We start from the raw sequence: 24,425 nt of genomic DNA, 5'->3' as shown, positions 1-24,425 counted from the left end.
GAGCTTGCTCGCGATCTTTTGGTCTTTAAAAGATCGCGAGCAAGCTCGCTCCTACAGGATCCGCGTTCGATTAGATGTATTCCTACAAAGCCTTGGCCAGCGGCGGCAGGTCGCCGGTGAGGCCCAGCGCCTGGCGCACGAACAGGGCTTTGGCTTCGGGCATTTGGTTGACCCATTTCAAGCCGGTGTTGCGCACCAGCCGTGCCGTCAGCGAGTCCGACTGGAACAAGCGTTCAAAGCCTTCCATGGCCGCCATCAGCGCCAGGTTGTGGGGCATGCGCCGCCGCTCGTAGCGGCTCAGCACCCGCACATCGGCCAGTCGCTCACCACGGTCCGCCGCGTGCAGCAGTACATCGGCCAGCACGGCGGCATCCAGAAAGCCCAAATTCACGCCCTGCCCGGCCAGCGGGTGAATGGTGTGCGCCGCATCACCGATCAGCGCCAGGCCTTCGGCCACGTAGCGTTTGGCATGGCGTTGGCGCAGCGGCACGCACACTCGTGGGTCGGCACTGAGCACCGTGCCCAAGCGGCCTTCAAAGGCAAATTCCAGTTCGCGGCAAAACCCCTCGTCGTCCAGCGCCATCAACGCCTGCGCTTGTTCCGGGGTAGTCGACCAGACGATTGAACACCAGTCTTGCTGCCCTTCGCGCTCCAGCGGCAAAAACGCCAGCGGGCCATGGTCGGTGAAGCGCTGCCAGGCGGTCTGCTGATGCGCCTGTGCGCAACGCACGCTGGTGACGATGGCGTGATGCTGGTAATCCCACTCGCGGGTCTCACAGCCGGTCAGACGGCGCACAGCCGAGTTCGCGCCATCGGCGGCGATCACCAGCGGCGCGCGCAAGGTGCGGCCATCGGCCAGGGTCAGCAGCCAGTCGTCAGCCGAACGGCGCATTTGTTCAAGGCGTGCATTGGCCAGCATCTGGATGTCGGAGTCTTGCAGACGCTCCAGCAACGCGTCCTGCACCACACGGTTTTCAACGATATGGCCCAGCACGTCAGCGTGCACACTGGCCGCCGAAAAGTGGATGTGCCCGGTGCCGCTGCCGTCCCACACGTGCATGTGCGAGTACGGGCTGGTGCGCCGTGCGCGAATACCCTCCCAGGCGCCGAGGCGTTGCAGGATGCGCTGGCTGGCGGCCGACAAGGCGCTGACCCGGGGTTCAAAGGTGTCTTGAGCGGTGAAGGGTTTGACGCTGAGCGGGCTGCCGTCGAGCAGCACCACGTTCAGCCCGCTGTCTTTGAGCGCCAGCGCCAAAGCGCTTCCGACCATTCCGGCCCCGACAATCAGCACATCTGCGCGCATTTCCATGCTTTAAGCCTGTCTCGCTAGCGGCCTGCGCCGCATCTAAAAAGGGTCGACACGGGGCACAGTAAACGCCCCGGCCGCTATCAGCTGTCTGCGCGCGTGCCCAGGCCCATGGCCTGACGGGCAAACCAGCGCTTGGCAGGCGGCAGTACATCGAGGCCCAGCAACCCCAGATTGCGGCCAAACGAAATCAGCGTCTGGTCACTGCCAAAAAGCCGCGTCACTTGATCGGAGAAGCCAATGGTCAACTGCTGGTCCAGCTGTTGACGTTGTTGATAACTCAGCAAGGTGGCCAGCTCGCCGGGCTTTTGCTCGCTGGTCAGCAAGGCATCGGCCAACGCCTGGGCGTCACGCAACGACAGGTTGAAGCCCTGACCGGCAATCGGGTGCAGGCTGTGCGCCGCGTTGCCCAGCACCACCAGGTGCGGACGCACCTGCTCTTCGGCCTCAACCAGCACCAGCGGGTACAAGTGGCGTGCGCCGACTTGTTCAAGAGTGCCCAGGCGATAGCCAAATACAGCCTGCAACTCGCTGAGGAAACTGCGCTCATCGAGTGCCGCCAGACGCTGAGCGTCCATGCCCAGGCGGGTCCAGACCAGCGCGCAGCGGTTGTCGGGCAACGGCAGTAAGGCCATCGGCCCTTCGTCGGTAAAACGCTCAAACGCCATGCCGTCATGGGGCTGGCTGGTGGTGATGTTGGCGATCAGCGCGCTCTGGTCATAAGGCCGCTTGCGCACATGAATGCCCAACTGCTCGCGCAGGCCGGAACGCCCGCCATCGGCCAGCACCGCCAAGTCGCAATCGAGGGTGGTTTCATCATTGAGAGTCAGGCGATAGCCATCCTCAAGCGGCTGCATGTGGATAACTTCAGCCGGGCATCGCCAACTGATGACGTCCGGGTCCAGACTTTTCCACAGGCATTGGCCGAGCCAGGCGTTTTCGACCACGTACCCGAGTGCGGGCACGCCTTCATCGCTGGCCGACAAGCGCGCGGTAGAGAAACGCCCGCGATCGGACACGTGAATGTCTTTGATCGGCTCGCCCCGTTCAACAATCGATTCCCACACGCCCAAGCGCTCATAAATAAGCCGGGCGCCATAGCTCAGCGCCGATGAACGGGCGTCGTAGCTCGGCTGGTAGGTGTTGCCGGGGGCGAAGGGTTCGATCAGCACGATCTTCCAGCCGCGCGCCTTGGCACCCGCTTGCAACGCCAGGGCCAGGCTGGCACCGACCAGGCCACCGCCAATAATTGCCAGATGCACGCGACTCATGCCGCGTTCGCCCGTGCGGCCGCCATCAAGGCTTCAATCTCGGCGACGGTTTTGGGCACGTCGCCAGTCAGGATTTCACAGCCATTTTTGGTGACCACCACGTCGTCCTCGATGCGCACGCCAATCCCGCGCCATTTTTTGGCGACGTGCGGGTTGTTCGGGCTGATGTAGATGCCGGGCTCAACGGTCAGGGTCATGCCGGGTTCCAGCACGCGCCACTCACCGCCCACTTTGTATTCGCCAACGTCATGCACATCGAGCCCCAGCCAGTGGCCAGCCCGGTGCATGTAAAACGCTTTGTAGGCTTCGCTGGCAATCAGCTCGTCAACGTCGCCTTGCAACAGGCCCAGTTCAACAAGCCCGGCGGTGATCACCTGAACGGTTATTTCGTGGGCCTGGTTCCAGTGTTTGTTCGGCGCGATTTCGCTGAACGCAGCTTCCTGCGCGGCCAGCACCAGCTCATAGATGGCTTTTTGCTCGGGGGAAAACTGACCGCTTACCGGGAACGTACGGCTGATGTCACTGGCGTAGCAGTCGATCTCGCAGCCCGCATCGATCAGCACCAGGTCGCCGTCCTTGAGCGGGGCGTCGTTTTCCTGGTAGTGCAGGATGCAGCTGTTATCACCCGATGCGACGATCGAGCCGTAAGCCGGCATTTTCGCGCCACTTTTACGGAATTCGTAATCCAGTTCGGCCTCCAGGCTGTACTCGTGCAGCCCGGCGCGGCTGGCCTGCATCGCACGGATGTGCGCGCGGGCCGATATTTGCGCCGCGTGGCGCATGACCTTGATCTCTGCCGCCGATTTATACAGACGCATGTCATGCAGCAGATGATCCAGCGCAACGAATTCGTTGGGCGGCTGGGCGCCGAGGCTGGCCTTGGAGCGAATGGTGTTGATCCACTCCATGAGGTGGCGGTCGAACTCGGGGTTGTTGCCCATCGCCGAATACACCCGGTCGCGGCCTTCAATCAGCCCCGGCAAAATGTCGTCAATATCGGTGATCGGGAAGGCATCGTCCGCGCCATAGTCACGCATGGCGCCCTCTTGCCCGGCGCGCAAACCGTCCCACAATTCGCGTTCGGCATTGCGTTCGCGGCAAAAAAGCACGTACTCGCCGTGGGCACGACCGGGGATCAGGACGATCACCGCCTGTGGCTCGGGGAAACCGCTCAGGTACTGGAAGTTGCTGTCCTGGCGGTACACATATTCAACGTCGCGATTGCGCACAGCCACTGCGGCAGCGGGCAGGATCGCGATGCTGTTGGGCTCCATCTGCGCCATGAGCGCCTTGCGGCGGCGGGTGTATTCCGATTTCGGGATATGGATCATGGGCAGACGGATTCCTTCTTGAAGATCAATCAGTGCAGCGAAGGTTTCGCAGCAGCAGCCTCGGCAGGCTTTTTGGTCTCGGTGAACAGCAGCAACGGCGCGACGCGCAGGTATTCCATGACTTCCATGTAGTCGCTTTCGCCGTCATCCGACTCTTCCAGGGCGTCTTGCACCTGGGCAATGGCGGCCAGGTCCTGCAACACTTCCTTGCCTTCTTCGCTCAAAGCATTGTCACGGTAGTTCAGGCCAAAACCGGCCAGGAAACCCTGGCACCATTCGCCCAGCGCAGCCGCGCGCTCGGCCAGCGGCACGTCATCGGACGGCAACAGCAGCACGACGGTCATGTCGTCACCGGTCAGTTCACCCTTGACCATCTCTTGCAAACCGATCAAGGCATTGCGTACGTTGTCACTGATTTCATTTTCGCTTTGGAACAGTTCGGTCGCGTCAGCCAGCCAGCCGTCGTGATCGAAGCCGGCGCCAGCCGCGCTGCGACCCAGCAACAGGCCATGCAGTTCTGCAGGCGAAACAGTGTGGCCGCTGGTAGACAGCAGGTTGGCAAAGGCGTGATACGGGGAGTTCTGAATAGGCATGGTCAGCTAGGCGCCAAGCGGCGCTATGTCTAGAATGGAGGCCTTGTATCCTAGCATCGGCAGACGGGCTAGACCATCGAGGCGTCAACTGGCTTGGCAGTCACCCTCCATCAGAAAATACACAGTAGGACACAATGGAAGACAGCGACCTGCATGCACTGATGGCTAGACTCGAGTTGCTGATTACACGAGTCGAGCAACTTAAACGCCAAAACGGACTCTTAGTAGCTCAGGAAAAGACTTGGCGCGAAGAACGCGCGCACCTCATTGAAAAAAACGAAATCGCCCGGAACAAGGTGGAATCGATGATTTCGCGTCTCAAAGCCCTGGAGCAAGACTCATGAGTACAAGCAGTAGCGTCACCGTACACATCCTCGATAAAGAGTATTCGATCATGTGCCCCCAGGAAGAGCGCGCCAATCTGGTGAGTGCTGCACGTTACCTGGACGGCAAGATGCGTGAGATCCGCAGCAGCGGCAAAGTCATCGGGGCTGACCGTATCGCCGTGATGGCCGCACTCAACATCACCCACGACCTGCTGCACAAGCAGGAAACACCCGAAGTACAGACCAGCAGCGCAACGCGTGAACACGTCCGCGACCTGCTCGATCGCGTCGATCTGGTGCTGGCCACTGATCCGAACGAACGTCAGAGCTGATTCAAAACGTTTCTTTGGGGTATACTCTCGCCACTCCCTGGAGTATTCGCCAGTTAGCGATGTCCCTGAGCCGATTCGCAATACCCTGGAGCTTGCACGTTGGGCCGGTGTGCATGTCCGCTAGACGGAAAGCCTTAAGGTCTACTGCAACTTCCACCTTGAACTTTCGGGTTCAAGGGCCAAGCCGACAGCGGTACGTCGGGGAGCCTGATTTCCAAGTGCAATGCCAGCCTGCTGCTGGCATTGGCTGACTACGAGCCAACCGCCCGGTGGGCTCGACCTCGAACAGCACGCCATCATGACCGAACCTGCGACGCCCTCCCGCCCGCAACTTCGCCGACTGCTGCGTAAAGCCCGCCGCGAATTGTCGCCGTGCGAGCAACGTCAGGCAGCCCGTGGCCTGTATCGGCAATTGGCACAGCATCCGCTGTTTCGCCGCGCCAAACACATCTCGCTGTACCTGCCCACCGACGGTGAAATCGACCCGCGCCTGTTGCTGCGTGAAGCACAGCGCCGGGGCAAGATCACCTACCTGCCGGTGCTCAGCGCCTGGCCCAGAACCAAGATGGTGTTCCAGCGTTATGCGCCGGGCGAAAAGCTGATCCCCAACCGCTTCCGGATCCTGGAGCCGCGCATCAATCGCGCACGCCAACGCAAAGTCTGGGCTCTGGACCTGGTGTTGCTGCCGTTGGTGGGGTTTGATGCGAAGGGTGGCCGACTGGGCATGGGCGGCGGTTTTTATGACCGCAGCCTCGCGTACCTGGCGCGCCGCCAAAGCTGGCGCAAACCGACGCTGCTGGGCCTGGCCCATGAATGTCAAAAAGTCGGGAGTCTGGCTCAAGCCAGCTGGGATGTACCGTTACACGGCACGGTCTCGGACACGCAGTGGTACGTCGCGCACTGACCCTCAAGGCATCACGTTGCTGCGATGCCTTCGTTCATGAGTGGTTAGCGTTTGAAAGGTTGTACTTGCTGTTGCGCCAGTTCAATCGGTGAATCGTTTGAAGTTGACCAGAGGCTTTGCGCATAACCGGTTGTCACCACGCCCAGACCGAACAAAATAACCAGCACCCACAGTAAATCCGGTTTGCGTTTCATCGATTGCCCCCCTTCAGGCACATCAACACGATGACAGCAACGGTTTTTGTTATAGGCCGTGCAGCAACGTCAAGCTTAAAATGGCGGCATTCTGAGGCAACACGAACAGACACGCAAACGCTGGTGTCAACCGATTGTCGGTTTAACCAAATGTTGCCCGGCAAAATAACTACGCCATGTTTCAGGAGTCGAAAGAATGGCCTATTGGTTGATGAAATCCGAGCCTGACGAGTTTTCAATCAAGGACTTGCAGAAGATCGGCGAAGCTCGCTGGGACGGCGTGCGCAACTATCAGGCGCGCAATTTCATGCGTGCCATGGCCGTGGGCGACGAGTTTTTCTTTTATCACTCAAGCTGCCCGGAGCCGGGTATCGCTGGCGTCGGCCGAATCGCCCAGGCCGCTTACCCGGATCCGACCGCCCTCGATCCCGAAAGCCATTATTTCGACCCCAAGGCCAGCCCCGAGAAAAACCCGTGGAGCGCACTGCAAGTCGCCCACGTGCACACCTTCCCCAAGGTGATCAAGCTCGACTACCTGAAACAGCAAACTGCACTGGCTGAAATGCCACTGGTACAAAAAGGCAGTCGCTTATCGGTGATGCCGGTGACGGCCGAACAATGGGCGGTGGTGATGGGGTTGCTGTAGCCCCACCTGCAAGTCCACCTGTAGTCGCTGCCGCAGGCTGCGATTTGGGTCGCAGCGACGTTGAGAAAACGGGTTGCTCCGCAACCCTTCGCAGCCTTCGGCAGCGACTACAGGCAACATTCGCTTTTAGCGTCTACGCTACTGACTTCCTTTGACTGGCATCAAGTGCCCTGCGCCTTGAAACCGTCAAACTAGAGCGCTCTGTGACCAGGATGTCGGCATGTCGAAGAATCACCGCATTTCCCATTATTTCGTTATCCCTTTGGCGATTCTGCTGGTGGCAGCAGGCGGGTTTGGTTACTGGAAATCCCAGCATGACCGGCTCCCCGAAGGCATCAGCATGGGCAATGGCCGACTTGAATCCACAGAAGTCCAGATCGCCGCCAAGATCCCCGGCCGCTTGGCCGAAGTGCTGGTTGATGAAGGTGACCGCGTGACCAAGGGCCAATTGCTGGCCCGCATGGACACCCGCACGCTGGAGGCCAGCCGCGTCCAGGCCCAGGCCGAAGTGCAGCGCGCCCGCCAGGCCATGGCCGCCAACGAGGCCAACGTGCAATTGCGCCAGAGCGAAAAACTGCTGGCCAGCCAGGAACTCAAGCGCACCCGCCAACTGTCGCAACGCGGCTTTGCCAGCGGCCAGCAAGTCGACCAGCAGCAAGCCCAATTCGACACCAGCAATGCCGCTGTGACCGCCGCCCAGGCCCAGGTCGCCGCCGCCAAAGCGGCCATCGCGTCCAGCGAAGCCCAAGTGGCGCAACTCACCAGCGAAATCGAAGACAGCAGCTTGCGCGCGCCTATCAACGGCGTGATCCAGTTGCGCCTGGCCGAGCCCGGTGAAGTGCTGGGTTCGGGTGGCCGGGTGTTCATGATGATCGACCCGAGCGACCAGTACATGAACCTGTACCTGCCCGCCGCCGTGGTCGGCAAACTGACCGTAGGCGCCGAGGCGCGTATCGTGCTCGATGCCCTGCCCGATCAGGCGTTGCCTGCCAAGATTTCCTTTGTCGCGGCCAAATCACAGTTCACCCCCAAAGAAGTTGAAACCCGCGATGAGCGCCAAAAACTGGTGTTCCGCGTCAAATTGCGCCTGACCGATCCTGAGGCCGTGCCCCAGGCCAAGCCAGGCATGCCGGGTGCAGGCTATGTGCGAACCGCCGATGTGGACTGGCCGGCTAATCTGCAATGAGCGACTTGGCGCTCAACGCCAGTGGCATCAACCACTGGTACGGCAAACAACAGGCGCTGATCGACGTCGCGTTCAGCCTGCCCAAAGGCACCCGTTGCGGCCTGATTGGCCCGGATGGCGCGGGCAAATCGAGCCTGCTCGGGCTGATTGCCGGGGTCAAAAAACTCCAGCAAGGCACCCTTGAGGTACTGGGCGGCCCGATTGATGACCGCCATCACCGCAACACGCTGTACCCGCTGATTGCCTTTATGCCCCAAGGGCTGGGCGGCAACCTCTACCCCGAATTGTCCATCAGTGAAAACATCCGCTTTTTCGGCACGCTGTTCGGTCTGTCTAAAAAAGAATGCGAAGAACGCATGGAGCAGTTGCTCAAGGCAACTGACCTGGAGCGCTTCGCCGATCGCCCGGCGGGCAAGCTCTCGGGCGGCATGAAACAAAAGCTCGGGCTGTGCTGCGCACTGATCCACGAGCCTGATTTGCTGATTCTCGATGAACCCACCACCGGCGTTGACCCGCTGTCGCGGCGGCGCTTTTGGGAGTTGGTCGAAGACGTACGCAGCCAGCGCCCGCAACTGACGCTGCTGGTGGCCACGGCCTACATGGAAGAGGCCGAGCAATTTGAACACTGCCTGATGCTCGACCGGGGCAAACTGATTGCCGCAGGCTTGAGCGAAGAGCTGGCCGCCGCATCGCCCAACGGCAAGCTGGATGAAGCCTTTACCCACTACCAGGGCGACAGTGGCCACAGCAACGAGCCGCTGGTGATTCCGCCCCTGGTCGGCGACAACAGCGACATTGCCATTGAAGCCCACGATCTGACGCTTAAGTTCGGCGATTTCACCGCGGTAAACAAAGTCAGTTTTGCCATTGGCCGAGGGGAGATTTTCGGCTTTTTGGGCTCCAACGGCTGCGGCAAAACCACCACTATGAAAGTGCTGACCGGCTTGATGCCGGCCACCGAAGGCAGCGCCAAACTGCTGGGCAACCCGGTGAACGCCAAAGACCTGGCCACCCGCAAGCGCGTCGGCTTTATGTCGCAAAGCTTCTCGCTGTACGGCGAGTTGAGCGTGCGCCAGAACCTGGTGCTGCACGCACAGTTATTCGACCTGCCCAAGGACGAAAGCCAGGCACGCATCGAAGAGCTTATCGAGCGGTTTGACCTGGGCGACGTCGCCGATCAACAGTCCGGCGAATTGCCGCTGGGCCTGCGTCAGCGTTTGTCTTTAGCGGTTGCCGTGCTGCACCGCCCCGAAGTGCTGATCCTCGACGAACCAACCTCCGGCGTTGACCCCGCTGCTCGCGATGACTTCTGGCGGCTGTTGATAGAGCTGTCGCGGGACCAGGGGGTGACGATCTTTTTGTCGACCCACTTTATGAACGAAGCCCAGCGCTGCGACCGCATCTCGTTGATGCACGCGGGCAAGGTACTGGCCTGCGATACGCCCGATGCGCTGCAACAGCAGTTCAAGGGTGAAACCCTGGAAGCCGCGTTTGTGACGTGCCTTGAGCAGGCGCAAAACGATCAGGGCGCCACCGCCCCGCCGCCCGACTCCGAAGCCATCGCCGCGCCAGCCGCCCATGCGCCGCCCCCACCGAGCAAGAGCGGGTTCAGCCTGACGCGGTTGATTGCCGTGGCCAGCCGTGAATCCAAAGAGCTGTTGCGCGACAAGGTGCGCATGGCCTTCGCCTTGCTGGGCGCCGTGTTCATGATGGTGATCTTTGGCTATGGCATTTCGCTGGACGTGGAAAACCTCGCGTTCGCCGTCTACGACCAGGACCAGACACCGCAAAGCCGGGCCTACCTTGAGGCGTTCCGCAGTTCGCGCTATTTCGAAGAGCACAAGCCCATTCAGAGCGCCGAAGAACTGCACAAACGCTTGCAACGTTCCGAGATCAAAATCGCCCTGGAGATACCGCCGGGCTTTGGCCGCGACCTGTATGCCGGGCGTCAACCCACGGTGGCAGCCTGGATTGATGGCGGCATGCCGTTTCGTGCAGAAACCAGCCGCAGCTACGTCCAGGCGGTCCACCAGGGCAACCTCGAACAGCTGAGCGCCCTGAGCAGCCTGGCGCAAAACAAACAGTCTGCGGCCAAGCTCGAAGTGCGTTTCCGTTACAACCAGGACGTTATCAGCGTGAACGCCATCGGCCCCGGCGTGATGGCGCTGATCCTCGCGTTTATCCCGGCCATGCTCACCGCGCTTGGGATCGTGCGTGAAAAGGAGCTGGGCTCCATTACCAACTTCTACGCCACGCCGTTGACCCGCCTGGAATTTTTGCTGGGCAAACAGGCGCCGTATTTGGCGGTCAGTCTGGTCAACCTGGCGTTGCTGGTGGCCATGAACCGCTGGCTGTTTGGCGTCCCGTTTAAAGGCAGCGGCCTCACCCTGGCGTTGGGCGGCGTGCTGTATGTGCTGTCGACCACCAGCATGGGGCTGCTGATTTCGGCGTTCACCCGCACCCAGATTGCCGCCATCCTGGGCACCATGATCATCACCAGCCTGCCGACTATTCAATTCTCCGGGCTAATCGTGCCGCGCTCTTCGCTCGACGGTTCAGCGGCGCTCATGGGCATGTTGTTCCCCGCCGGGCACTTCCTTGATATTGCCGTAGGCACCTTCACCAAGGCGCTGGACCTTCGCCAGCTATGGCCGCAATGCCTGGCGCTGTTCGGGTTCTTCGTCGCCTTTACCGGCCTGAGCCTGATCATGCTCAAGAAGCAGGAGGTCTGATGCATAAGCTCTCGCACATCCTGCGCCTTGGCCTCAAAGAACTCACCAGCCTGCGTCACGACAGCGTGTTGCTGTTGTTCTTGCTGTACGCCTTTACGGTGGCGATTTACATGCCGGCGGCGGGCTCCATCATTGGCGTGCACAACGCCAGCGTGGCGATCATCGACGAAGACCACAGCGCGCTGTCACGCAAGCTCAGTGAATCGCTGCTGCCCCCGGAATTCAAAACCCCGCAAGCCCTGCCCTATGACCAACTCGATGAGGCATTGGACAAAGGCGAATACACCTTCGTGATTAACGTACCCGCCAACTTCCAGGCCGATTTACTGGCCGGCCGCGAGCCTGCTGTGCAGCTCAACGTGGATGCCACCGCCATGAGCCAGGCGTTTATGGGCGCGGGGTATATCGGGCAGATCTTCCAGCGCGAACTGCTCGATTACGCCGGGCAAGCCAACGCGGGTGCGAAAGCCCCGGCACTGATCAGCAGCCGCCCATTATTCAACCCGAACCTGGAAGGCGGCTGGTTTTTGGCGGTGATTCAAATCGTCAACAACATCACCATTTTGGCCATCGTGCTGACCGGGACCGCGCTGCTGCGTGAGCGTGAACACGGCACCCTCGACCACTTGCTGGTGTTGCCGCTGACCGCACTGGAAATCATGCTCGCGAAGATCTGGAGCAACATGCTGGTCGTGGTGGTGTGCACCTGGCTGTCACTGGAGATCATCGTTAAATGGGCGCTGGGCGTGCCGCTGTCGGGTTCGCTGGCGTTGTTTTTGATGGTCACCGCGCTGTACCTGTTTGCCAGTACCGCGCTGGGGATCTTCCTCGCTACGCTGGCCCGCTCAACACCGCAGTTTGGTCTGTTGGCGATCCCGGTGATCATCCCCATGCTGCTGCTCTCGGGCGGCAGCACGCCGCTGGACAGCATGCCCGAATGGCTGCAATGGGTCATGCAATGCTCGCCCTCCACCCACTTTGTGAGCTTGAGCGCGGCTATCTTGTTCCGGGGGGCGGGGGTCGATGTGGTGTGGCCCGACCTGCTGGCCCTGACGGCGATTGGCCTGGTGTTCTTTGCCGTCGCGCTGGCGCGGTTCCGCAAGAGTTTAGCGTCGTAAGGCCTTAACTCTTGTAGGAGCGAGCTTGTCTCGCGATCTTTTGACTTTTTAAAAAGATCGCGAGGCAAGCTCGCTCCTACAGTTTGCAATTCAGCGCGAATCGTTTACTGAACAATCAAATTATTGAACAGCAGGTCTTCCACCATTGGCTTGCCGGTCTCGTCCGTCATGACTTGCTGCACTTGTTTCAGTGCTTCCTGGCGCACTTTTTCTTTGGCTTCGACACTGCCCAAGCTCTCGCTGGTTTGCTGGGTAAACAAGCCCACCAACTGGTTGCGGATCAACGCGTCATTGGCCTTGACCGCCTTCGCCGCTTCGTCACTCGATACGCGCAGCGAGATATCGGCCTTGTACACCTTGAGCTTTGCGCTACCGTCCAGCCCGTAATTGCCCACAAACGGCGGGCTCATGGTGATGTAGCTGACCTTCGCGGCGCCTTCTGCAGCGTCTTCGGCAAGCGCCGTCATCGGCAAGGTCAGAGCCAGCAGCAATACAATCCACGCTTTCACAGTTCGCTCCTTTGTTCGAGATGGCGGTAAGCATACCGGGGCAGCTTACGAACCTGTCTACCGTTATCGGCCAGCGCTGCAAAAGCCGTAGGTTTACTCGCGTTTAATCGCCATACCCCCGGACTCCAACAAGGCTTTGACGCTGGGCGGTAGCAGGTCGACAAATTTGCGGCTGATTTTGCGCTGACAGATATTCGTCACGTTGAGCATGCTTTGGGAAAGGTCGAATAACCCCAGCGCTAACGATTCATTGTCGTACTTCTCCGCAAAAAACCCGTCCATCAAGTGCTTTTGTGTGAGTTCAAACAATGTCAGTTCCGCCAGCGGCATATACAGATCCCTGCGAAGGTAGTGACTCATCTCCCGGTTGAGTTGAAGGCAGGTGGCGGTGGCAATATTTTGCAGCCCCTCCGTGCGTTTAGCTCGGCGCTCACGTTCAATCTCAAACATCAATGGCACAGAGACGACTAACTGTTGCGGGTTATCGCCGGTCAACGGCCGACTCGCGAACCGCCACTCACCCATGACCTTAAGGGCTGCGCCGGCAAAGAGAGGGTGGGTGCTGTAAACGATTTTCGGATTGGCCACCGTGCCATCGGCGTTGACGTCAACCTTGACCTGCACCATCCCGGTCAAGCCCATGCGCCGGAGCTCCATGGGGTATTCAGGCTTGACCATGTGCTTAACATCAGGGAGCCACGTCTCTGCCCACGCACTCAGCGTCATGAACATCACCATAAACCCGACTAAGCCTTTCATCACCTTCCCCCCCGGACGCTGCGCTCACATGAGCACAGAGGGGAAGCATGATAGGAGTGTGTCGCCAGGTTTCTCAGCCCATGGGCTCTGATCCTGTTGTGGGATGGCTCCGATTAAACGGACAGACCCCTCAAACTAACCCTTACGGCTTGGCCAACACACAGCGCTTGAGGCGCGCCTCCAGGTTGCGGTCTGGCATGGCGTGGCTGCGCAAGGCGCTGATGGTCTGTTCGACGTAGTCGCGGGTGGTGCCGTAGCGCCCGCTGGCATTGGCCAGCACCTGGCTGAGTACGCCGTCCGGGAGGTTGCCCGCGTAGCTGGGCAAATGCCGTTCCAGTACAAACCCCAACGCCTGGACCTGGCTACCGTCTTCAAGCCGGCAGTTCAGCCAGTGCGGCCGATAGGAAGGCACGGGCATTTCACGCCGCCACAAGGCGTTGAGCGCCGCTTCAAGGTTGTCTTCAGGCAGGCGATAGGCAAAGCCACTGCACGAGCCGCCACGGTCCAGACCAAAGACCAGGCCGGGCAGTTGCGGCGTGCCTCGATGCTCGTGGGACCACAAATACAAGCCGCGATGGTAGCCATGCACCCGGCCCCGCACCCGCTCGACAGCTGTGCATTCAGGGCGCCAGATAAGCGAGCCGTAGGCGAACAGCCAGACCGGACCGCCTTGATGGCACGCCATGGTGGCCTGCAAGGATTGCTGAAGTTGTTCTGGGGTCAGGGGCGCCCCAAGATCGAGTCGCGGAGGGTAAATCACGTTTGTACACGCTGATTCAGAAACAGTTATCACAGAAGGCATGGAGTCCTACAGGCATTGCATGCGGCGTACTAGAAAATAACGTTATGAATCTTATAGCAGTAAAAATGAAATAACCCGCACGGCAAGACGTATGGCGGCCAGTAATCCGATTTCTTGTAAATCAAGAGCCCCTCACCCTAGCCCTCTCCCGGAGGGAGAAGGAACTGATTGGGGGATGCTGACGATTATCGGTGGCCTGCTTGCTGCGCGACAGAGCGGCGTCGAAGACGGGGTTACGTCAAGGACGGGGCGCGTAGGCAAACACATCAGCGCGCATTTGGTGCGCGTCCATGCCCGCTTCAACCAGCGCGTCGAGGGTGCCGTAGATCATGGCAGGCGAGCCGCTGGCATACACCGAGACAGCGCTAAGGTCGCTGATGTCTTCACACACCGCTTCGTGCAACAACCCGCAACGCCCTTCCCAGCCGCACAAATCACTAACGACTTTGTGCAAGAACAGGTTGGGGATCTGCTGCCAGGCATCCCACTCTTCCAACGTATAAAAGTCTTCAGGACGACGCACGCCCCAGTACAAATGCACCGGATGCTTGAACCCTTTGGCACGGCAATGCTCGATCAGGCTGTGCATTTGCGCCATGCCGGTGCCCGCGGCGATCAGCACCAGCGGCCCGTCCGGCAATTCAGACAAGTGCGTGTCGCCAAACGGCAGCTCCAGACGGATCATGTTGTTGCGTTGCAATTGCTCGATCAGGCTGCGGGCGCTGTCTTCGCGCACCAGCACGTGCAGTTCAAGGTCGCGCCCCGAGTGCGGTGCGCTGGCCAGTGAAAACGCCGACTTCTCGCCGTTTTCACGCTCCAGCATCACGTATTGCCCGGCGTGATAACGCGGCAGTTTGCCCGCCGGTGCACGCAAGCGCACCCGCCACACATCACCACCCAACTCGACACATTCGGTCAACTGACAGGCCAGACTACGCACCGGTAATTCTCCCAACGCAAGGACGCCATCCCACAACACCACGCAGTCTTCCAGCGGCTCCGCCAGGCAGGTGTAGACCTCGCCATGGTCACGCACTTCACCCGCCTGCTCCACCTGCCCTTCAACCAGCAAGGCTGCGCACACGTGGCAATTACCATTGCGGCAGCTTTGCGGGCATTCATAGCCCAGGCGCTGCGCCGCATCCAGAATCCGCTCGCCAGGCAAGGTGTCCAATACGGCGCCTGAAGGCTGCAAGGTTACACGCATCAATCTATTCCTAATTGATTCCAGATGTCATCGATCCGGCGAGTCACGGCCTCATCCTTGACGATGACCCGACCCCATTCGCGGGAGGTTTCGCCTGGCCATTTGTTGGTTGCATCCAGCCCCATCTTCGACCCCAGGCCCGAAATCGGCGAGGCAAAGTCGAGGTAGTCGATAGGCGTGTTGTCGATCATCACCGTGTCGCGCTTGGGGTCCATGCGTGTGGTGATGGCCCAGATCACGTCGTTCCAGTCGCGCGCGTTGATGTCGTCGTCGGTGACGATAACGAACTTGGTGTACATGAACTGGCGCAAAAACGACCACACACCGAGCATTACGCGCTTGGCGTGCCCCGGGTACTGCTTTTTCATGGTCACAATTGCCATGCGGTACGAGCAGCCTTCTGGCGGCAGGTAAAAATCCGTGATTTCCGGAAACTGCTTTTGCAGAATCGGCACGAACACTTCGTTGAGTGCCACGCCCAAAATCGCCGGCTCATCCGGTGGACGGCCGGTGTAGGTGCTGTGGTAAATCGGTTTGATCCGATGGGTGATGCGTTCAACGGTGAACACCGGGAAGCTGTCGACCTCGTTGTAGTAACCGGTGTGGTCGCCATACGGGCCTTCCGGGGCCATTTCACCGGGGTGGATCACGCCTTCAAGGATGATTTCAGCCGTGGCCGGCACTTGCAGGTCGTTGCCACGGCACTTCACCAGCTCGGTGCGGTTGCCGCGCAGCAGCCCGGCGAAGGCATATTCAGACAAGCTGTCTGGCACGGGGGTGACGGCGCCCAAAATGGTGGCCGGGTCAGCGCCCAGCGCCACGGACACCGGGAACGGTGTACCGGGATGTTTTTCGCACCACTCACGGTAGTCCAGCGCACCGCCACGGTGGCTCAACCAGCGCATGATGACTTTGTTGCGGCCAATCACCTGCTGGCGATAAATGCCCAGGTTCTGGCGGTCCTTGTTCGGACCTTTGGTGACGGTCAGGCCCCAGGTAATCAGCGGCGCCACGTCTCCCGGCCAGCAATGCTGAACCGGCAACAGGCCGAGATCGACATCGTCGCCCTCGATGACCACTTCCTGGCACACCGCGTCTTTGACGACTTTCGGGGCCATGGAAATGATCTTGCGAAAGATCGGCAACTTGGACCACGCGTCTTTCAGACCTTTAGGCGGCTCGGGTTCTTTCAGAAACGCCAGCAGCTTACCGATTTCACGCAGCTCACTCACCGAGTCAGCGCCCATGCCCAGGGCCACGCGCTCTGGCGTGCCGAACAGGTTGCCGAGCACAGGGATATCGTGACCCACCGGGTTTTCAAACAGTAAGGCCGGACCTTTGGCGCGCAATGTGCGGTCGCAGATTTCGGTCATTTCCAGTTTGGGTGACACCGGAACCTGGATGCGCTTGAGTTCGCCGCGCTGTTCCAGGCCGCTGATAAAGTCACGTAAGTCGCGGTACTGCATGCTTGAGCCTCATGTTGGCCGTGGCGTTGGGGCACCGAGTGTAGCGCCCAAGCCGCGTGATCAGAAGGGAGAGCTGCCCAAAATCAAGAAAGGTTAGACAGCAAAAAGCCGGGTTTCCCCGGCTCTTGCTTAACTTCCGGCGATTTACTTGCGCTTCATCGACAGGAAGAACTCATCGTTGGTCTTGGTCTGCTTCAGCTTGTCGATCAAGAACTCGATGGCTGCCACTTCGTCCATCGGGTGCAACAGCTTGCGCAGGATCCACATGCGTTGCAACTCGTCGTCAGCGGTCAGCAACTCTTCACGGCGGGTGCCGGAACGGTTGATGTTGATCGCCGGGAAGACGCGTTTTTCAGCGATTTTGCGGTCCAGAGGCAGTTCCATGTTGCCGGTGCCTTTGAACTCTTCGTAGATCACTTCGTCCATCTTCGAACCGGTTTCAACCAGTGCGGTGGCGATAATGGTCAGCGAGCCGCCTTCTTCGATGTTTCGCGCAGCACCGAAGAAACGCTTTGGTTTCTCTAGGGCGTGGGCATCAACACCACCGGTCAATACCTTGCCGGAGCTCGGGATCACGGTGTTGTAGGCACGGGCCAGACGGGTGATGGAGTCGAGCAGGATCACCACGTCTTTTTTGTGTTCGACCAGGCGCTTGGCCTTCTCGATCACCATTTCGGCAACCTGCACGTGGCGGGTTGGCGGCTCGTCGAAGGTGGAGGCAACCACTTCGCCGCGCACGGTACGCTGCATTTCGGTTACTTCTTCCGGGCGCTCGTCGATCAACAGAACGATCAAGTGCACTTCCGGGTTGTTACGCGAAATGTTCGACGCAATGTTCTGCAGCATGATGGTCTTGCCCGCTTTAGGCGGAGCAACGATCAGACCGCGCTGACCTTTACCGATCGGGGCGCAGAGGTCGATCACACGACCGGTCAAATCTTCGGTGGAACCGTTACCGATTTCCATCTTCATGCGTACGGTCGGGAACAGCGGGGTCAAGTTCTCGAAGAGAATCTTGTTTTTCGCGTTCTCTGGACGATCGAAGTTGATCGTGTCGACTTTCAACAGTGCGAAATAACGCTCGCCTTCTTTTGGCGGGCGAATTTTACCGACGATGGTGTCGCCGGTGCGCAGGTTGAAACGTCGAATCTGGCTAGGCGAGACGTAGATATCGTCCGGGCCGGCCAGGTAAGAGGCGTCAGCAGAGCGGAGGAAGCCGAAGCCGTCCTGGAGGATCTCCAGCACGCCATCACCGGAGATTTCCTCGCCGCTTTTCGCGTGCTTTTTCAGCAGGGAGAAAATCACGTCCTGCTTGCGCGAACGGGCCATATTTTCTATGCCCATCTGTTCGGCCAATTCGAGCAGTTCGGTAATCGGCTTTTGCTTGAGTTCAGTCAGGTTCATATAGGAATGACGTAATCATTTATGGAGGGGGAAATTAAGCTTTTGGCTTAATGAGGCCGCGCCGCAGAGAAGGCGACAGGATCGCGTACTAATTCGATAAGGAGTGCGTCGGCGACGGCTTGCAGGGGGCAGTGGAGAAACCAGTGCGGGGCCGAATGTACCACTTGAGTTTCATAGCGTCTAGTCCTTGAGCCATGAAAAAGCCCCGCAATTTGCGGGGCTTTTAACAACGCTTAGATATTAGCGTCGAGGAATGCAGCCAGCTGCGACTTCGACAGCGCACCGACCTTGGTGGCTTCAACGTTGCCGTTCTTGAACAGCATCAACGTTGGAATACCACGAACGCCGTGCTTGGCAGGGGTTTCCTGGTTTTCGTCAATGTTCAGCTTGGCAACAGTCAGCTTGCCTTTGTAAGTCTCGGCGATCTCATCCAGAACTGGCGCGATCATTTTGCAAGGGCCACACCATTCAGCCCAGTAATCGACCAATACAGCGCCTTCAGCCTTGAGAACATCGGCCTCAAAGCTAGCGTCGCTAACGTGTTTAATAAGATCGCTGCTCATGGAAGTCTCCGTGGTTGTAAGCAAAAACGTAGCACATCATAGCCGTCATCACCGCGTTCAGGAAGCTGACGGATGATTGTCTATTACTATGGCCGCACATGAGCCTGAGTATGAGCCCTTTCAAAACACGCCGGAGGTGACAAATGCGATCCCGGTGCGTGAAGCCGCCTGGCGTATGTGCTCGCTCATGGCTTTGTGCGCAGGCCCGCTGGCGTGGCGCGCCAATGCGCGAAGGATTTTGCGGTGTTCTTGCCAGGTTTCCATCGCGCGCTCAGGGCGAATAAAGGGCAATTTCTGGCTTTCAAGAAAGATATCGGCCCGGGTTATCAGAATATTCGCCATGGTCTGGTTGCCACTGGCGCGCAAAATAATCTGATGAAACTCAAAGTCCAGTTGCGCCGCCAGGGCAAAGTTCTCGGCGCGCAACTCCAGGCGCATGGCCTCGACATTGTCTTGCAGCACGTCGAGTTCATCACGGGTCAGCCTCACGGCGGCCAACCCCGCCGCCAACCCTTCCAGCGCGTAACGCAATTGAAAGATGTCCTCAGGGCAGGCCTGCGCCGCAAAAGGCCAGTCAGACGCAGTAGCGATCGCTGCGGGCTCACCCACCGTTTGCACGTACACCCCTTTGCCGGGCTGGACGCTGACCACGCCCAACGCACTCAATGACGACAGCGCCTCACGCAATGACGCCCGGCTGACCCCCAACTGCACCGCCAGATCGCGCTGCGAAGGCAATGCATCCCCCGGCACAAAGCCGCGCTCATCGATCAGTTTACGAATGGCCAACAGCGCCACTTCGGGTACCGCGCGTGCGCTTGAATTCATCACAAATCGACTTGATCGGCTGAGGTTGGAACGTAGTTGTAAAGCTATTGCCGGCGCTCGGCAAGTCACGCCCCACGGCGGTTCAAGCCGTGTACGCAACGCCCGATTGAGGTGCAAAAAGCCAGGCAACTGTTCAGACCAGTCCGACCGCCGCAAGCCTTCTGAACCCGGCCTCCCAGCCCTGAAACCGCTGTTGGCATGGCCTGTGCTCTGTTCGATAGCAGACATCACCGTCCGCCCGTTTTGGAGAGTTGCCATGACCCAGCGCTACAGCGCCCTGATATGTGCCATGTTCGCCAGCCTGGTGCTGTTTCAGGCACCGGCCCAGGCCAATGACCTTGATGACGTGATGGCTCGCGGCACCTTGAAGGTTGCCGTCCCGCAAGACTTCCCGCCGTTTGGTTCGGTCGGCCCCGACATGAAACCCCGCGGCCTGGACATTGATACGGCAAAACTGTTGGCCGACCAGCTCAAGGTCAAACTGGAACTCACCCCGGTCAACAGCACCAACCGCGTGCCGTATCTGACCACGGGCAAAGTCGACCTGGTGATTTCCAGCCTGGGTAAAAACCCGGATCGCGAGAAAGTCATCGACTTCTCCCACGCCTACGCGCCCTTCTACCTCGGCGTATTTGGCCCGCCAGACGCAGAAATCAAGACGCTGGATGACCTCAAAGGTAAAACCATCAGCGTCACTCGTGGCGCCATTGAAGACATCGAGCTGACCAACGTGGCGCCTGCCGGTGTCACGATCAAACGCTTTGAAGACAACAACTCGACCATCGCCGCCTACCTGGCCGGGCAAGTGGACCTGATCGCCAGCGGCAACGTGGTGATGGTAACCATCAGCGAACGTAACCCCAAACGTATCCCGGCCATGAAGCTAAAGCTCAAGGACTCGCCGGTGTATGTCGGGGTCAACAAGGGCCAGCCTGAGCTGCTGGACAAGGTGAACCAGATTCTGAGCGCCGCCAAAGCCGACGGCAGCCTGGAAAAGAATGCGCTGCAATGGCTTAAAGAGCCGCTGCCAGCCGACCTCTGATCACCCGCAACGAGGTCATCATGGCTTATCAGTTCGACTTTTTACCGGTCCTGCAAAACACTGACCTGTTGCTGCGCGGCGCCTTGTTCACCCTGGAACTGACCGCCATCGGCACGCTGTTTGGCTTCAGCCTGGGGATTGTCGGCGCGGTGGTCCGGGCCTGGAACATCCGCCCTTTCGCCGCCCTGTTTGGTCTGTACGTTGAAGTGATTCGCAACACACCGTTTTTGGTGCAGTTGTTTTTTATCTTCTTCGGCTTACCGGGTCTTGGCGTGCACATCAGCGAATGGCAAGCCTCGGCGCTGGCCATGGTGATTAACCTCGGCGCTTACTCCACCGAGATTATTCGCGCTGGCATTCAGGCCATCCCCAAAGGGCAACTGGAAGCCGCCGCGGCGCTGGCCATGTCGCGCTTTGAGGCGTTTCGCTATGTGGTCTTGCAGCCCGCGCTTGCCAAGGTGTGGCCGGCACTGAGCAGCCAAATCATCATCGTGATGCTCGGCTCGGCGGTGTGTTCGCAAATTGCCACCGAAGAGCTGAGCTTTTTCGCCAATTTCATTCAGTCGCGCAACTTCCGGGCCTTTGAGACCTACGCCCTGACCACCCTGATCTACCTGTGCATGGCGCTGTTGATTCGCCAGTTACTGAATGCCTTCGGCCGCCGCTACCTGAGCAGGAGTCGCTGATGGACTTTACCTTCTGGGACATCGTGCGCAATTTGCTGGCGGGCCTGCAATGGACCGTCGCGCTGTCAGTTGTGGCCTTTATCGGTGGTGGCCTGATCGGCCTGCTGGTGCTGCTGATGCGCATCTCCAAGAGCCGCTTCGCTCGCACACTGGCACGCGGCTATATAGAGTTGTTTCAGGGCACGCCCTTGCTGATGCAACTGTTCTTGATCTTTTTTGGCATCGCCTTGCTCGGCATCGACATTTCGCCGTGGATGGCCGCCGCCCTGGCGCTGACGCTGTTTACCAGCGCTTACCTGGCAGAGATCTGGCGCGGCAGCGTCGAATCCATTGCCAATGGCCAGTGGGAAGCGTCGGCCAGCCTGGCGCTAAGCCCGCTGGAGCAATTGCGTTACGTGATTTTGCCGCAGGCCTTGCGGGTGGCCATCGCGCCCACTGTGGGGTTTTCGGTGCAGGTGATCAAAGGCACCGCCGTCACCTCGATCATTGGTTTCACCGAGCTGACCAAGACCGGCAGCATGCTGGCCAACGCCACCTTTGAGCCTTTTATGGTCTACGGGCTGGTGGCGCTCGGTTACTTCCTCTTGTGCTACCCCTTGTCGCTCAGTGCGCGCTATCTGGAAAGGAGACTGCATGCCTCTGCTTAGAGTTACCGCCCTGCATAAATACTACGGCGACCATCACGTGCTTAAAGGCATCGACCTGAGCGTTGAGCAAGGCCAGGTGGTCGCGATCATTGGCCGCAGCGGCTCGGGCAAAAGTACGCTGCTGAGAACCTTGAACGGCCTGGAGTCGATTAACGACGGGGTTATTGAAGTCGATGACGAATACATGGACGCCGCCCGCGCCGACTTGCGCAGCCTGCGCCAGAAAGTCGGCATGGTGTTTCAGCAGTTCAATTTGTTCCCGCACTTGAGCGTCGGCGAAAACGTCATGCTGGCCCCGCAAGTGGTGCAAAAAGTGCCCAAGGCCAAGGCCGCGCAACTGGCCCGCGAGATGCTGGAACGTGTGGGCCTGGGCGACAAGTTCGATGCCTTCCCCGAACGCCTGTCGGGCGGGCAGCAACAACGCGTGGCCATTGCCCGGGCGCTGGCCATGTCGCCCAAAGTGCTGCTGTGCGACGAAATCACTTCAGCGCTCGACCCTGAACTGGTCAACGAGGTGCTCAACGTGGTGCGCCAATTGGCCCGCGAGGGCATGACGCTGATTATGGTGACCCACGAAATGCGTTTCGCTCGCGAAGTCGGCGACAAACTGGTGTTTATGCACCAGGGCAAGGTGCATGAAGTGGGCGACCCCAAAGTGCTGTTCGCCAACCCGAAAACCCCTGAGCTGGCGAATTTTATCGGTTCGGTTGAGGTCTAGACGCTGTAGGAGCGAGCTTGCCTCGCGATCTTTTAAGGGGTGAGAAGATCGCGAGGCAAGCTCGCTCCTACAGTTAAAGGGGGCTTTTACAGGGGATGTGTGACAAAAATTAGATCGTTTTAAAAATACGAGTTGTCAGGAACAAGCTAACGTCATCTCTTACGTGCTCCATATCAATGCATCGCACATCACGCGTTGGCGCGAGCGTTTGATCGTGGCACGATGGCGAAGTTATCGACCGAGACTCCTCAAACATGCCCCAATCCAAAAGCAAGAATCCGTCCCTGATCGCCGCTATAGACTTGGGTTCTAACAGCTTTCACATGGTGGTGGCCAAGGCTCAGAACGGCGAAATCCGCATTCTTGAACGTCTTGGCGATAAGGTACAGCTGGCTGCCGGTATCGACGAAGAACGCCACCTCAACGAAGAGTCCATGCAGCGTGGCCTCGATTGCTTGAAGCGTTTTGCGCAATTGATCAAAGGCATGCCCTTGGGCGCCGTGCGCATCGTGGGCACCAACGCCTTGCGTGAAGCCCGCAACCGCAATGAATTTATCGTGCGCGCAGAACAAATCCTGGGCCACACCGTAGAAGTCATTTCTGGACGTGAAGAAGCGCGCCTGATTTATCTGGGCGTCTCACACACCCTGGCTGACACACCGGGCAAGCGCCTGGTGGCCGACATCGGCGGTGGCAGTACCGAATTCATCATCGGCCAACGTTTTGAGCCGCTGCTGCGCGAAAGCCTGCAGATGGGCTGCGTGAGCTTCACCCAGCGTTACTTCCGCGACGGCAAGATTACCCCGGCACGTTATGCCCAGGCATACACCGCGGCGCGCCTTGAGCTCATGAGCATTGAGCACGCACTGCACCGCCTGACGTGGGATGAAGCCATCGGCTCTTCCGGCACCATCCGCGCCATTGGCCTTGCCCTCAAAGCCGGCGGCCACGGTGCAGGCGAAGTGAATGCCGAGGGCCTGGCCTGGCTCAAGCGCAAGCTGTTCAAGCTGGGCGAAGTGGACAAAATCGACTTCGAAGGCATCAAGCCAGACCGTCGGGCGATTTTCCCGGCCGGACTGGCGATTCTTGAGGCAATTTTTGACGCCCTTGAATTGCAACGCATGGACCACTGCGACGGCGCGCTGCGTGAGGGCGTGCTCTACGACCTGTTAGGTCGCCATCATCACGAAGACGTGCGCGAGCGCACCTTGAGTTCGCTGATGGAGCGCTACCACGTTGATCTGGAACAAGCCGCACGGGTTGAACGCAAAGCCCTGCGCGCGTTTGACCAAGTGGCCAAGTCATGGGAACTCGAAGACGGGGTCTGGCGTGAGCTGCTGAGTTGGGCAGCCAAAGTGCATGAAGTCGGCCTGGACATTGCCCACTACCACTACCACAAGCACGGTGCTTACCTGATCGAGCACTCTGACCTTGCCGGTTTCTCACGCGAAGACCAGCAAATGCTCGCGCTGCTGGTGCGCGGTCATCGCCGTAACATTCCAAAAGACAAGTTCGCCGAGTTTGGCGCCGAAGGCATCAAGCTGATCCGCCTGTGCGTGCTGCTGCGTTTTGCGATTTTGTTCTACCACATCCGTGGCAACCAGGAAGCGTCGCAAGTGAAGCTGCGCGCCGATGGCGATCACCTTGAGGTGATCTTTGCTGACGGCTGGCTGGAACAGAACCCGCTGACCCAGGCCGACTTCGAACAAGAAGCTCAGTGGCTGACGCGCGTCGGGATAGTGCTGACTATTTCGTAAGTCGCCCTGCTTTCAAACACATGTGGGAGCGGGCTTGCTCGCGATGGGATCGACGCGGTTTGTTTGAAACACCGCGCCGCCTGAATCGCGAGCAAGCC

General features: G+C 59.3%; 25 protein-coding genes and 1 other RNA gene. 13 read left to right on the top strand and 13 right to left on the bottom strand.

What is annotated here, in order from left to right:
* Nucleotides 1–82 precede the first annotated feature (82 nt).
* From QMX84_RS20795 to QMX84_RS20780, 4 genes are all read right to left on the bottom strand, one after another.
* Nucleotides 83–1,303, bottom strand: coding sequence for a 2-octaprenyl-3-methyl-6-methoxy-1,4-benzoquinol hydroxylase (locus QMX84_RS20795; protein WP_262125588.1), 1,221 nt, complete (start codon nucleotides 1,301–1,303; stop codon nucleotides 83–85).
* 86 nt (nucleotides 1,304–1,389) lie between these two features.
* Nucleotides 1,390–2,577 carry a 2-octaprenyl-6-methoxyphenyl hydroxylase gene (ubiH, locus tag QMX84_RS20790; protein WP_153326033.1) on the bottom strand — a complete coding sequence of 396 codons (1,188 nt, stop codon included), beginning with the start codon at nucleotides 2,575–2,577 and terminating at the stop codon, nucleotides 1,390–1,392.
* Complete coding sequence (gene pepP / locus QMX84_RS20785) at nucleotides 2,574–3,908, bottom strand: Xaa-Pro aminopeptidase (protein ID WP_262125585.1); 1,335 nt, start codon at nucleotides 3,906–3,908, stop codon at nucleotides 2,574–2,576. The genes ubiH and pepP overlap by 4 nt, the downstream gene beginning before the upstream one ends.
* A gap of 29 nt (nucleotides 3,909–3,937) precedes the next feature.
* Nucleotides 3,938–4,501: a YecA family protein gene (locus tag QMX84_RS20780; protein ID WP_153326037.1), complete on the bottom strand. Its 564-nt coding sequence runs from the start codon at nucleotides 4,499–4,501 to the stop codon at nucleotides 3,938–3,940.
* A gap of 134 nt (nucleotides 4,502–4,635) precedes the next feature.
* Here QMX84_RS20780 and QMX84_RS20775 point away from each other — a divergent pair, with 134 nt between their 5' ends.
* The 4 genes from QMX84_RS20775 (at nucleotide 4,636) to QMX84_RS20760 (ending at nucleotide 6,063) form a co-directional block, all read left to right on the top strand.
* Complete coding sequence (locus QMX84_RS20775) at nucleotides 4,636–4,845, top strand: TIGR02449 family protein (RefSeq protein WP_048366881.1); 210 nt, start codon at nucleotides 4,636–4,638, stop codon at nucleotides 4,843–4,845.
* On the top strand, nucleotides 4,842–5,159 hold the full coding sequence (locus QMX84_RS20770) for a cell division protein ZapA (protein WP_048366882.1): 318 nt from the start codon (nucleotides 4,842–4,844) through the stop codon (nucleotides 5,157–5,159). The genes QMX84_RS20775 and QMX84_RS20770 overlap by 4 nt, the downstream gene beginning before the upstream one ends.
* Before the next feature lie 31 nt (nucleotides 5,160–5,190).
* A non-coding RNA gene (gene ssrS, locus QMX84_RS20765) (6S RNA) lies at nucleotides 5,191–5,368 on the top strand.
* A gap of 89 nt (nucleotides 5,369–5,457) precedes the next feature.
* Nucleotides 5,458–6,063: a 5-formyltetrahydrofolate cyclo-ligase gene (locus QMX84_RS20760; protein ID WP_153326039.1), complete on the top strand. Its 606-nt coding sequence runs from the start codon at nucleotides 5,458–5,460 to the stop codon at nucleotides 6,061–6,063.
* A 44-nt stretch (nucleotides 6,064–6,107) separates the two neighbouring features.
* Here QMX84_RS20760 and QMX84_RS20755 read toward each other — a convergent pair whose 3' ends face one another.
* On the bottom strand, nucleotides 6,108–6,257 hold the full coding sequence (locus tag QMX84_RS20755) for a hypothetical protein (RefSeq protein ID WP_088500273.1): 150 nt from the start codon (nucleotides 6,255–6,257) through the stop codon (nucleotides 6,108–6,110).
* A 196-nt stretch (nucleotides 6,258–6,453) separates the two neighbouring features.
* On the opposite strand from QMX84_RS20755, the gene QMX84_RS20750 reads away from it, so the two are divergent.
* From QMX84_RS20750 to QMX84_RS20735, 4 genes are all read left to right on the top strand, one after another.
* Nucleotides 6,454–6,903, top strand: a complete 450-nt coding sequence (locus QMX84_RS20750; RefSeq protein ID WP_282364678.1) for an EVE domain-containing protein — start codon at nucleotides 6,454–6,456, stop codon at nucleotides 6,901–6,903.
* Between the two features lie 220 nt (nucleotides 6,904–7,123).
* The gene (locus QMX84_RS20745) at nucleotides 7,124–8,089 is read left to right on the top strand and encodes an HlyD family efflux transporter periplasmic adaptor subunit (RefSeq protein ID WP_048366884.1); all 966 of its coding nucleotides are present in this window, start codon (nucleotides 7,124–7,126) and stop codon (nucleotides 8,087–8,089) included.
* Nucleotides 8,086–10,821: a ribosome-associated ATPase/putative transporter RbbA gene (gene rbbA / locus QMX84_RS20740; RefSeq protein WP_282364677.1), complete on the top strand. Its 2,736-nt coding sequence runs from the start codon at nucleotides 8,086–8,088 to the stop codon at nucleotides 10,819–10,821. The genes QMX84_RS20745 and rbbA overlap by 4 nt, the downstream gene beginning before the upstream one ends.
* Complete coding sequence (locus QMX84_RS20735; RefSeq protein WP_048366886.1) at nucleotides 10,821–11,939, top strand: ABC transporter permease; 1,119 nt, start codon at nucleotides 10,821–10,823, stop codon at nucleotides 11,937–11,939. The genes rbbA and QMX84_RS20735 overlap by 1 nt, the downstream gene beginning before the upstream one ends.
* A gap of 104 nt (nucleotides 11,940–12,043) precedes the next feature.
* On the opposite strand, the gene QMX84_RS20730 is transcribed toward QMX84_RS20735, so the two are convergent.
* The 8 genes from QMX84_RS20730 to QMX84_RS20695 all read right to left on the bottom strand — a co-directional run bounded on the left by QMX84_RS20730 (nucleotide 12,044) and on the right by QMX84_RS20695 (nucleotide 19,477).
* Nucleotides 12,044–12,448, bottom strand: a complete 405-nt coding sequence (locus QMX84_RS20730) for a flagellar basal body-associated protein FliL (protein ID WP_123750973.1) — start codon at nucleotides 12,446–12,448, stop codon at nucleotides 12,044–12,046.
* 93 nt (nucleotides 12,449–12,541) lie between these two features.
* Nucleotides 12,542–13,207, bottom strand: a complete 666-nt coding sequence (locus QMX84_RS20725; RefSeq protein WP_282364676.1) for an energy transducer TonB — start codon at nucleotides 13,205–13,207, stop codon at nucleotides 12,542–12,544.
* 142 nt (nucleotides 13,208–13,349) lie between these two features.
* Nucleotides 13,350–13,997: a gamma-glutamylcyclotransferase gene (locus QMX84_RS20720; protein ID WP_048390518.1), complete on the bottom strand. Its 648-nt coding sequence runs from the start codon at nucleotides 13,995–13,997 to the stop codon at nucleotides 13,350–13,352.
* Nucleotides 13,998–14,247: 250 nt separating this feature from the next.
* Nucleotides 14,248–15,216: a CDP-6-deoxy-delta-3,4-glucoseen reductase gene (locus tag QMX84_RS20715; RefSeq protein WP_262125576.1), complete on the bottom strand. Its 969-nt coding sequence runs from the start codon at nucleotides 15,214–15,216 to the stop codon at nucleotides 14,248–14,250.
* Nucleotides 15,216–16,682, bottom strand: a complete 1,467-nt coding sequence (gene ubiD, locus QMX84_RS20710) for a 4-hydroxy-3-polyprenylbenzoate decarboxylase (RefSeq protein WP_048390472.1) — start codon at nucleotides 16,680–16,682, stop codon at nucleotides 15,216–15,218. Before ubiD ends, QMX84_RS20715 begins: the two co-directional genes overlap by 1 nt.
* Nucleotides 16,683–16,826: 144 nt before the next feature.
* Nucleotides 16,827–18,086: a transcription termination factor Rho gene (gene rho / locus QMX84_RS20705; protein ID WP_281850183.1), complete on the bottom strand. Its 1,260-nt coding sequence runs from the start codon at nucleotides 18,084–18,086 to the stop codon at nucleotides 16,827–16,829.
* A gap of 233 nt (nucleotides 18,087–18,319) precedes the next feature.
* Nucleotides 18,320–18,649 carry a thioredoxin TrxA gene (gene trxA, locus QMX84_RS20700; RefSeq protein ID WP_003206727.1) on the bottom strand — a complete coding sequence of 110 codons (330 nt, stop codon included), beginning with the start codon at nucleotides 18,647–18,649 and terminating at the stop codon, nucleotides 18,320–18,322.
* Nucleotides 18,650–18,769: 120 nt separating this feature from the next.
* Nucleotides 18,770–19,477, bottom strand: coding sequence for an FCD domain-containing protein (locus tag QMX84_RS20695; protein ID WP_262125574.1), 708 nt, complete (start codon nucleotides 19,475–19,477; stop codon nucleotides 18,770–18,772).
* 256 nt (nucleotides 19,478–19,733) lie between these two features.
* Here QMX84_RS20695 and QMX84_RS20690 point away from each other — a divergent pair, with 256 nt between their 5' ends.
* From QMX84_RS20690 to ppx, 5 genes are all read left to right on the top strand, one after another.
* Complete coding sequence (locus QMX84_RS20690) at nucleotides 19,734–20,519, top strand: transporter substrate-binding domain-containing protein (protein ID WP_153335226.1); 786 nt, start codon at nucleotides 19,734–19,736, stop codon at nucleotides 20,517–20,519.
* 20 nt (nucleotides 20,520–20,539) lie between these two features.
* Nucleotides 20,540–21,205 (top strand): amino acid ABC transporter permease, encoded by a 666-nt coding sequence (locus tag QMX84_RS20685; RefSeq protein WP_282364675.1) that lies wholly within the window; start codon nucleotides 20,540–20,542, stop codon nucleotides 21,203–21,205.
* On the top strand, nucleotides 21,202–21,852 hold the full coding sequence (locus QMX84_RS20680) for an amino acid ABC transporter permease (protein WP_174479311.1): 651 nt from the start codon (nucleotides 21,202–21,204) through the stop codon (nucleotides 21,850–21,852). The genes QMX84_RS20685 and QMX84_RS20680 overlap by 4 nt, the downstream gene beginning before the upstream one ends.
* The gene (locus QMX84_RS20675; protein ID WP_048390478.1) at nucleotides 21,839–22,570 is read left to right on the top strand and encodes an amino acid ABC transporter ATP-binding protein; all 732 of its coding nucleotides are present in this window, start codon (nucleotides 21,839–21,841) and stop codon (nucleotides 22,568–22,570) included. Before QMX84_RS20680 ends, QMX84_RS20675 begins: the two co-directional genes overlap by 14 nt.
* Before the next feature lie 254 nt (nucleotides 22,571–22,824).
* A complete protein-coding gene (gene ppx / locus QMX84_RS20670) occupies nucleotides 22,825–24,327 on the top strand; it encodes an exopolyphosphatase (RefSeq protein WP_262125573.1) in 1,503 nt (500 codons plus the stop codon).
* Nucleotides 24,328–24,425 lie beyond the last annotated feature (98 nt).

It is taken from the genome of Pseudomonas sp. PS01297, assembly GCF_029959305.1.
Classification (GTDB): Bacteria; Pseudomonadota; Gammaproteobacteria; order Pseudomonadales; family Pseudomonadaceae; genus Aquipseudomonas; species Aquipseudomonas helleri.
Note: the sequence above shows the minus strand (reverse complement) of the source record. Positions and strands in the feature narration are given on the sequence as shown.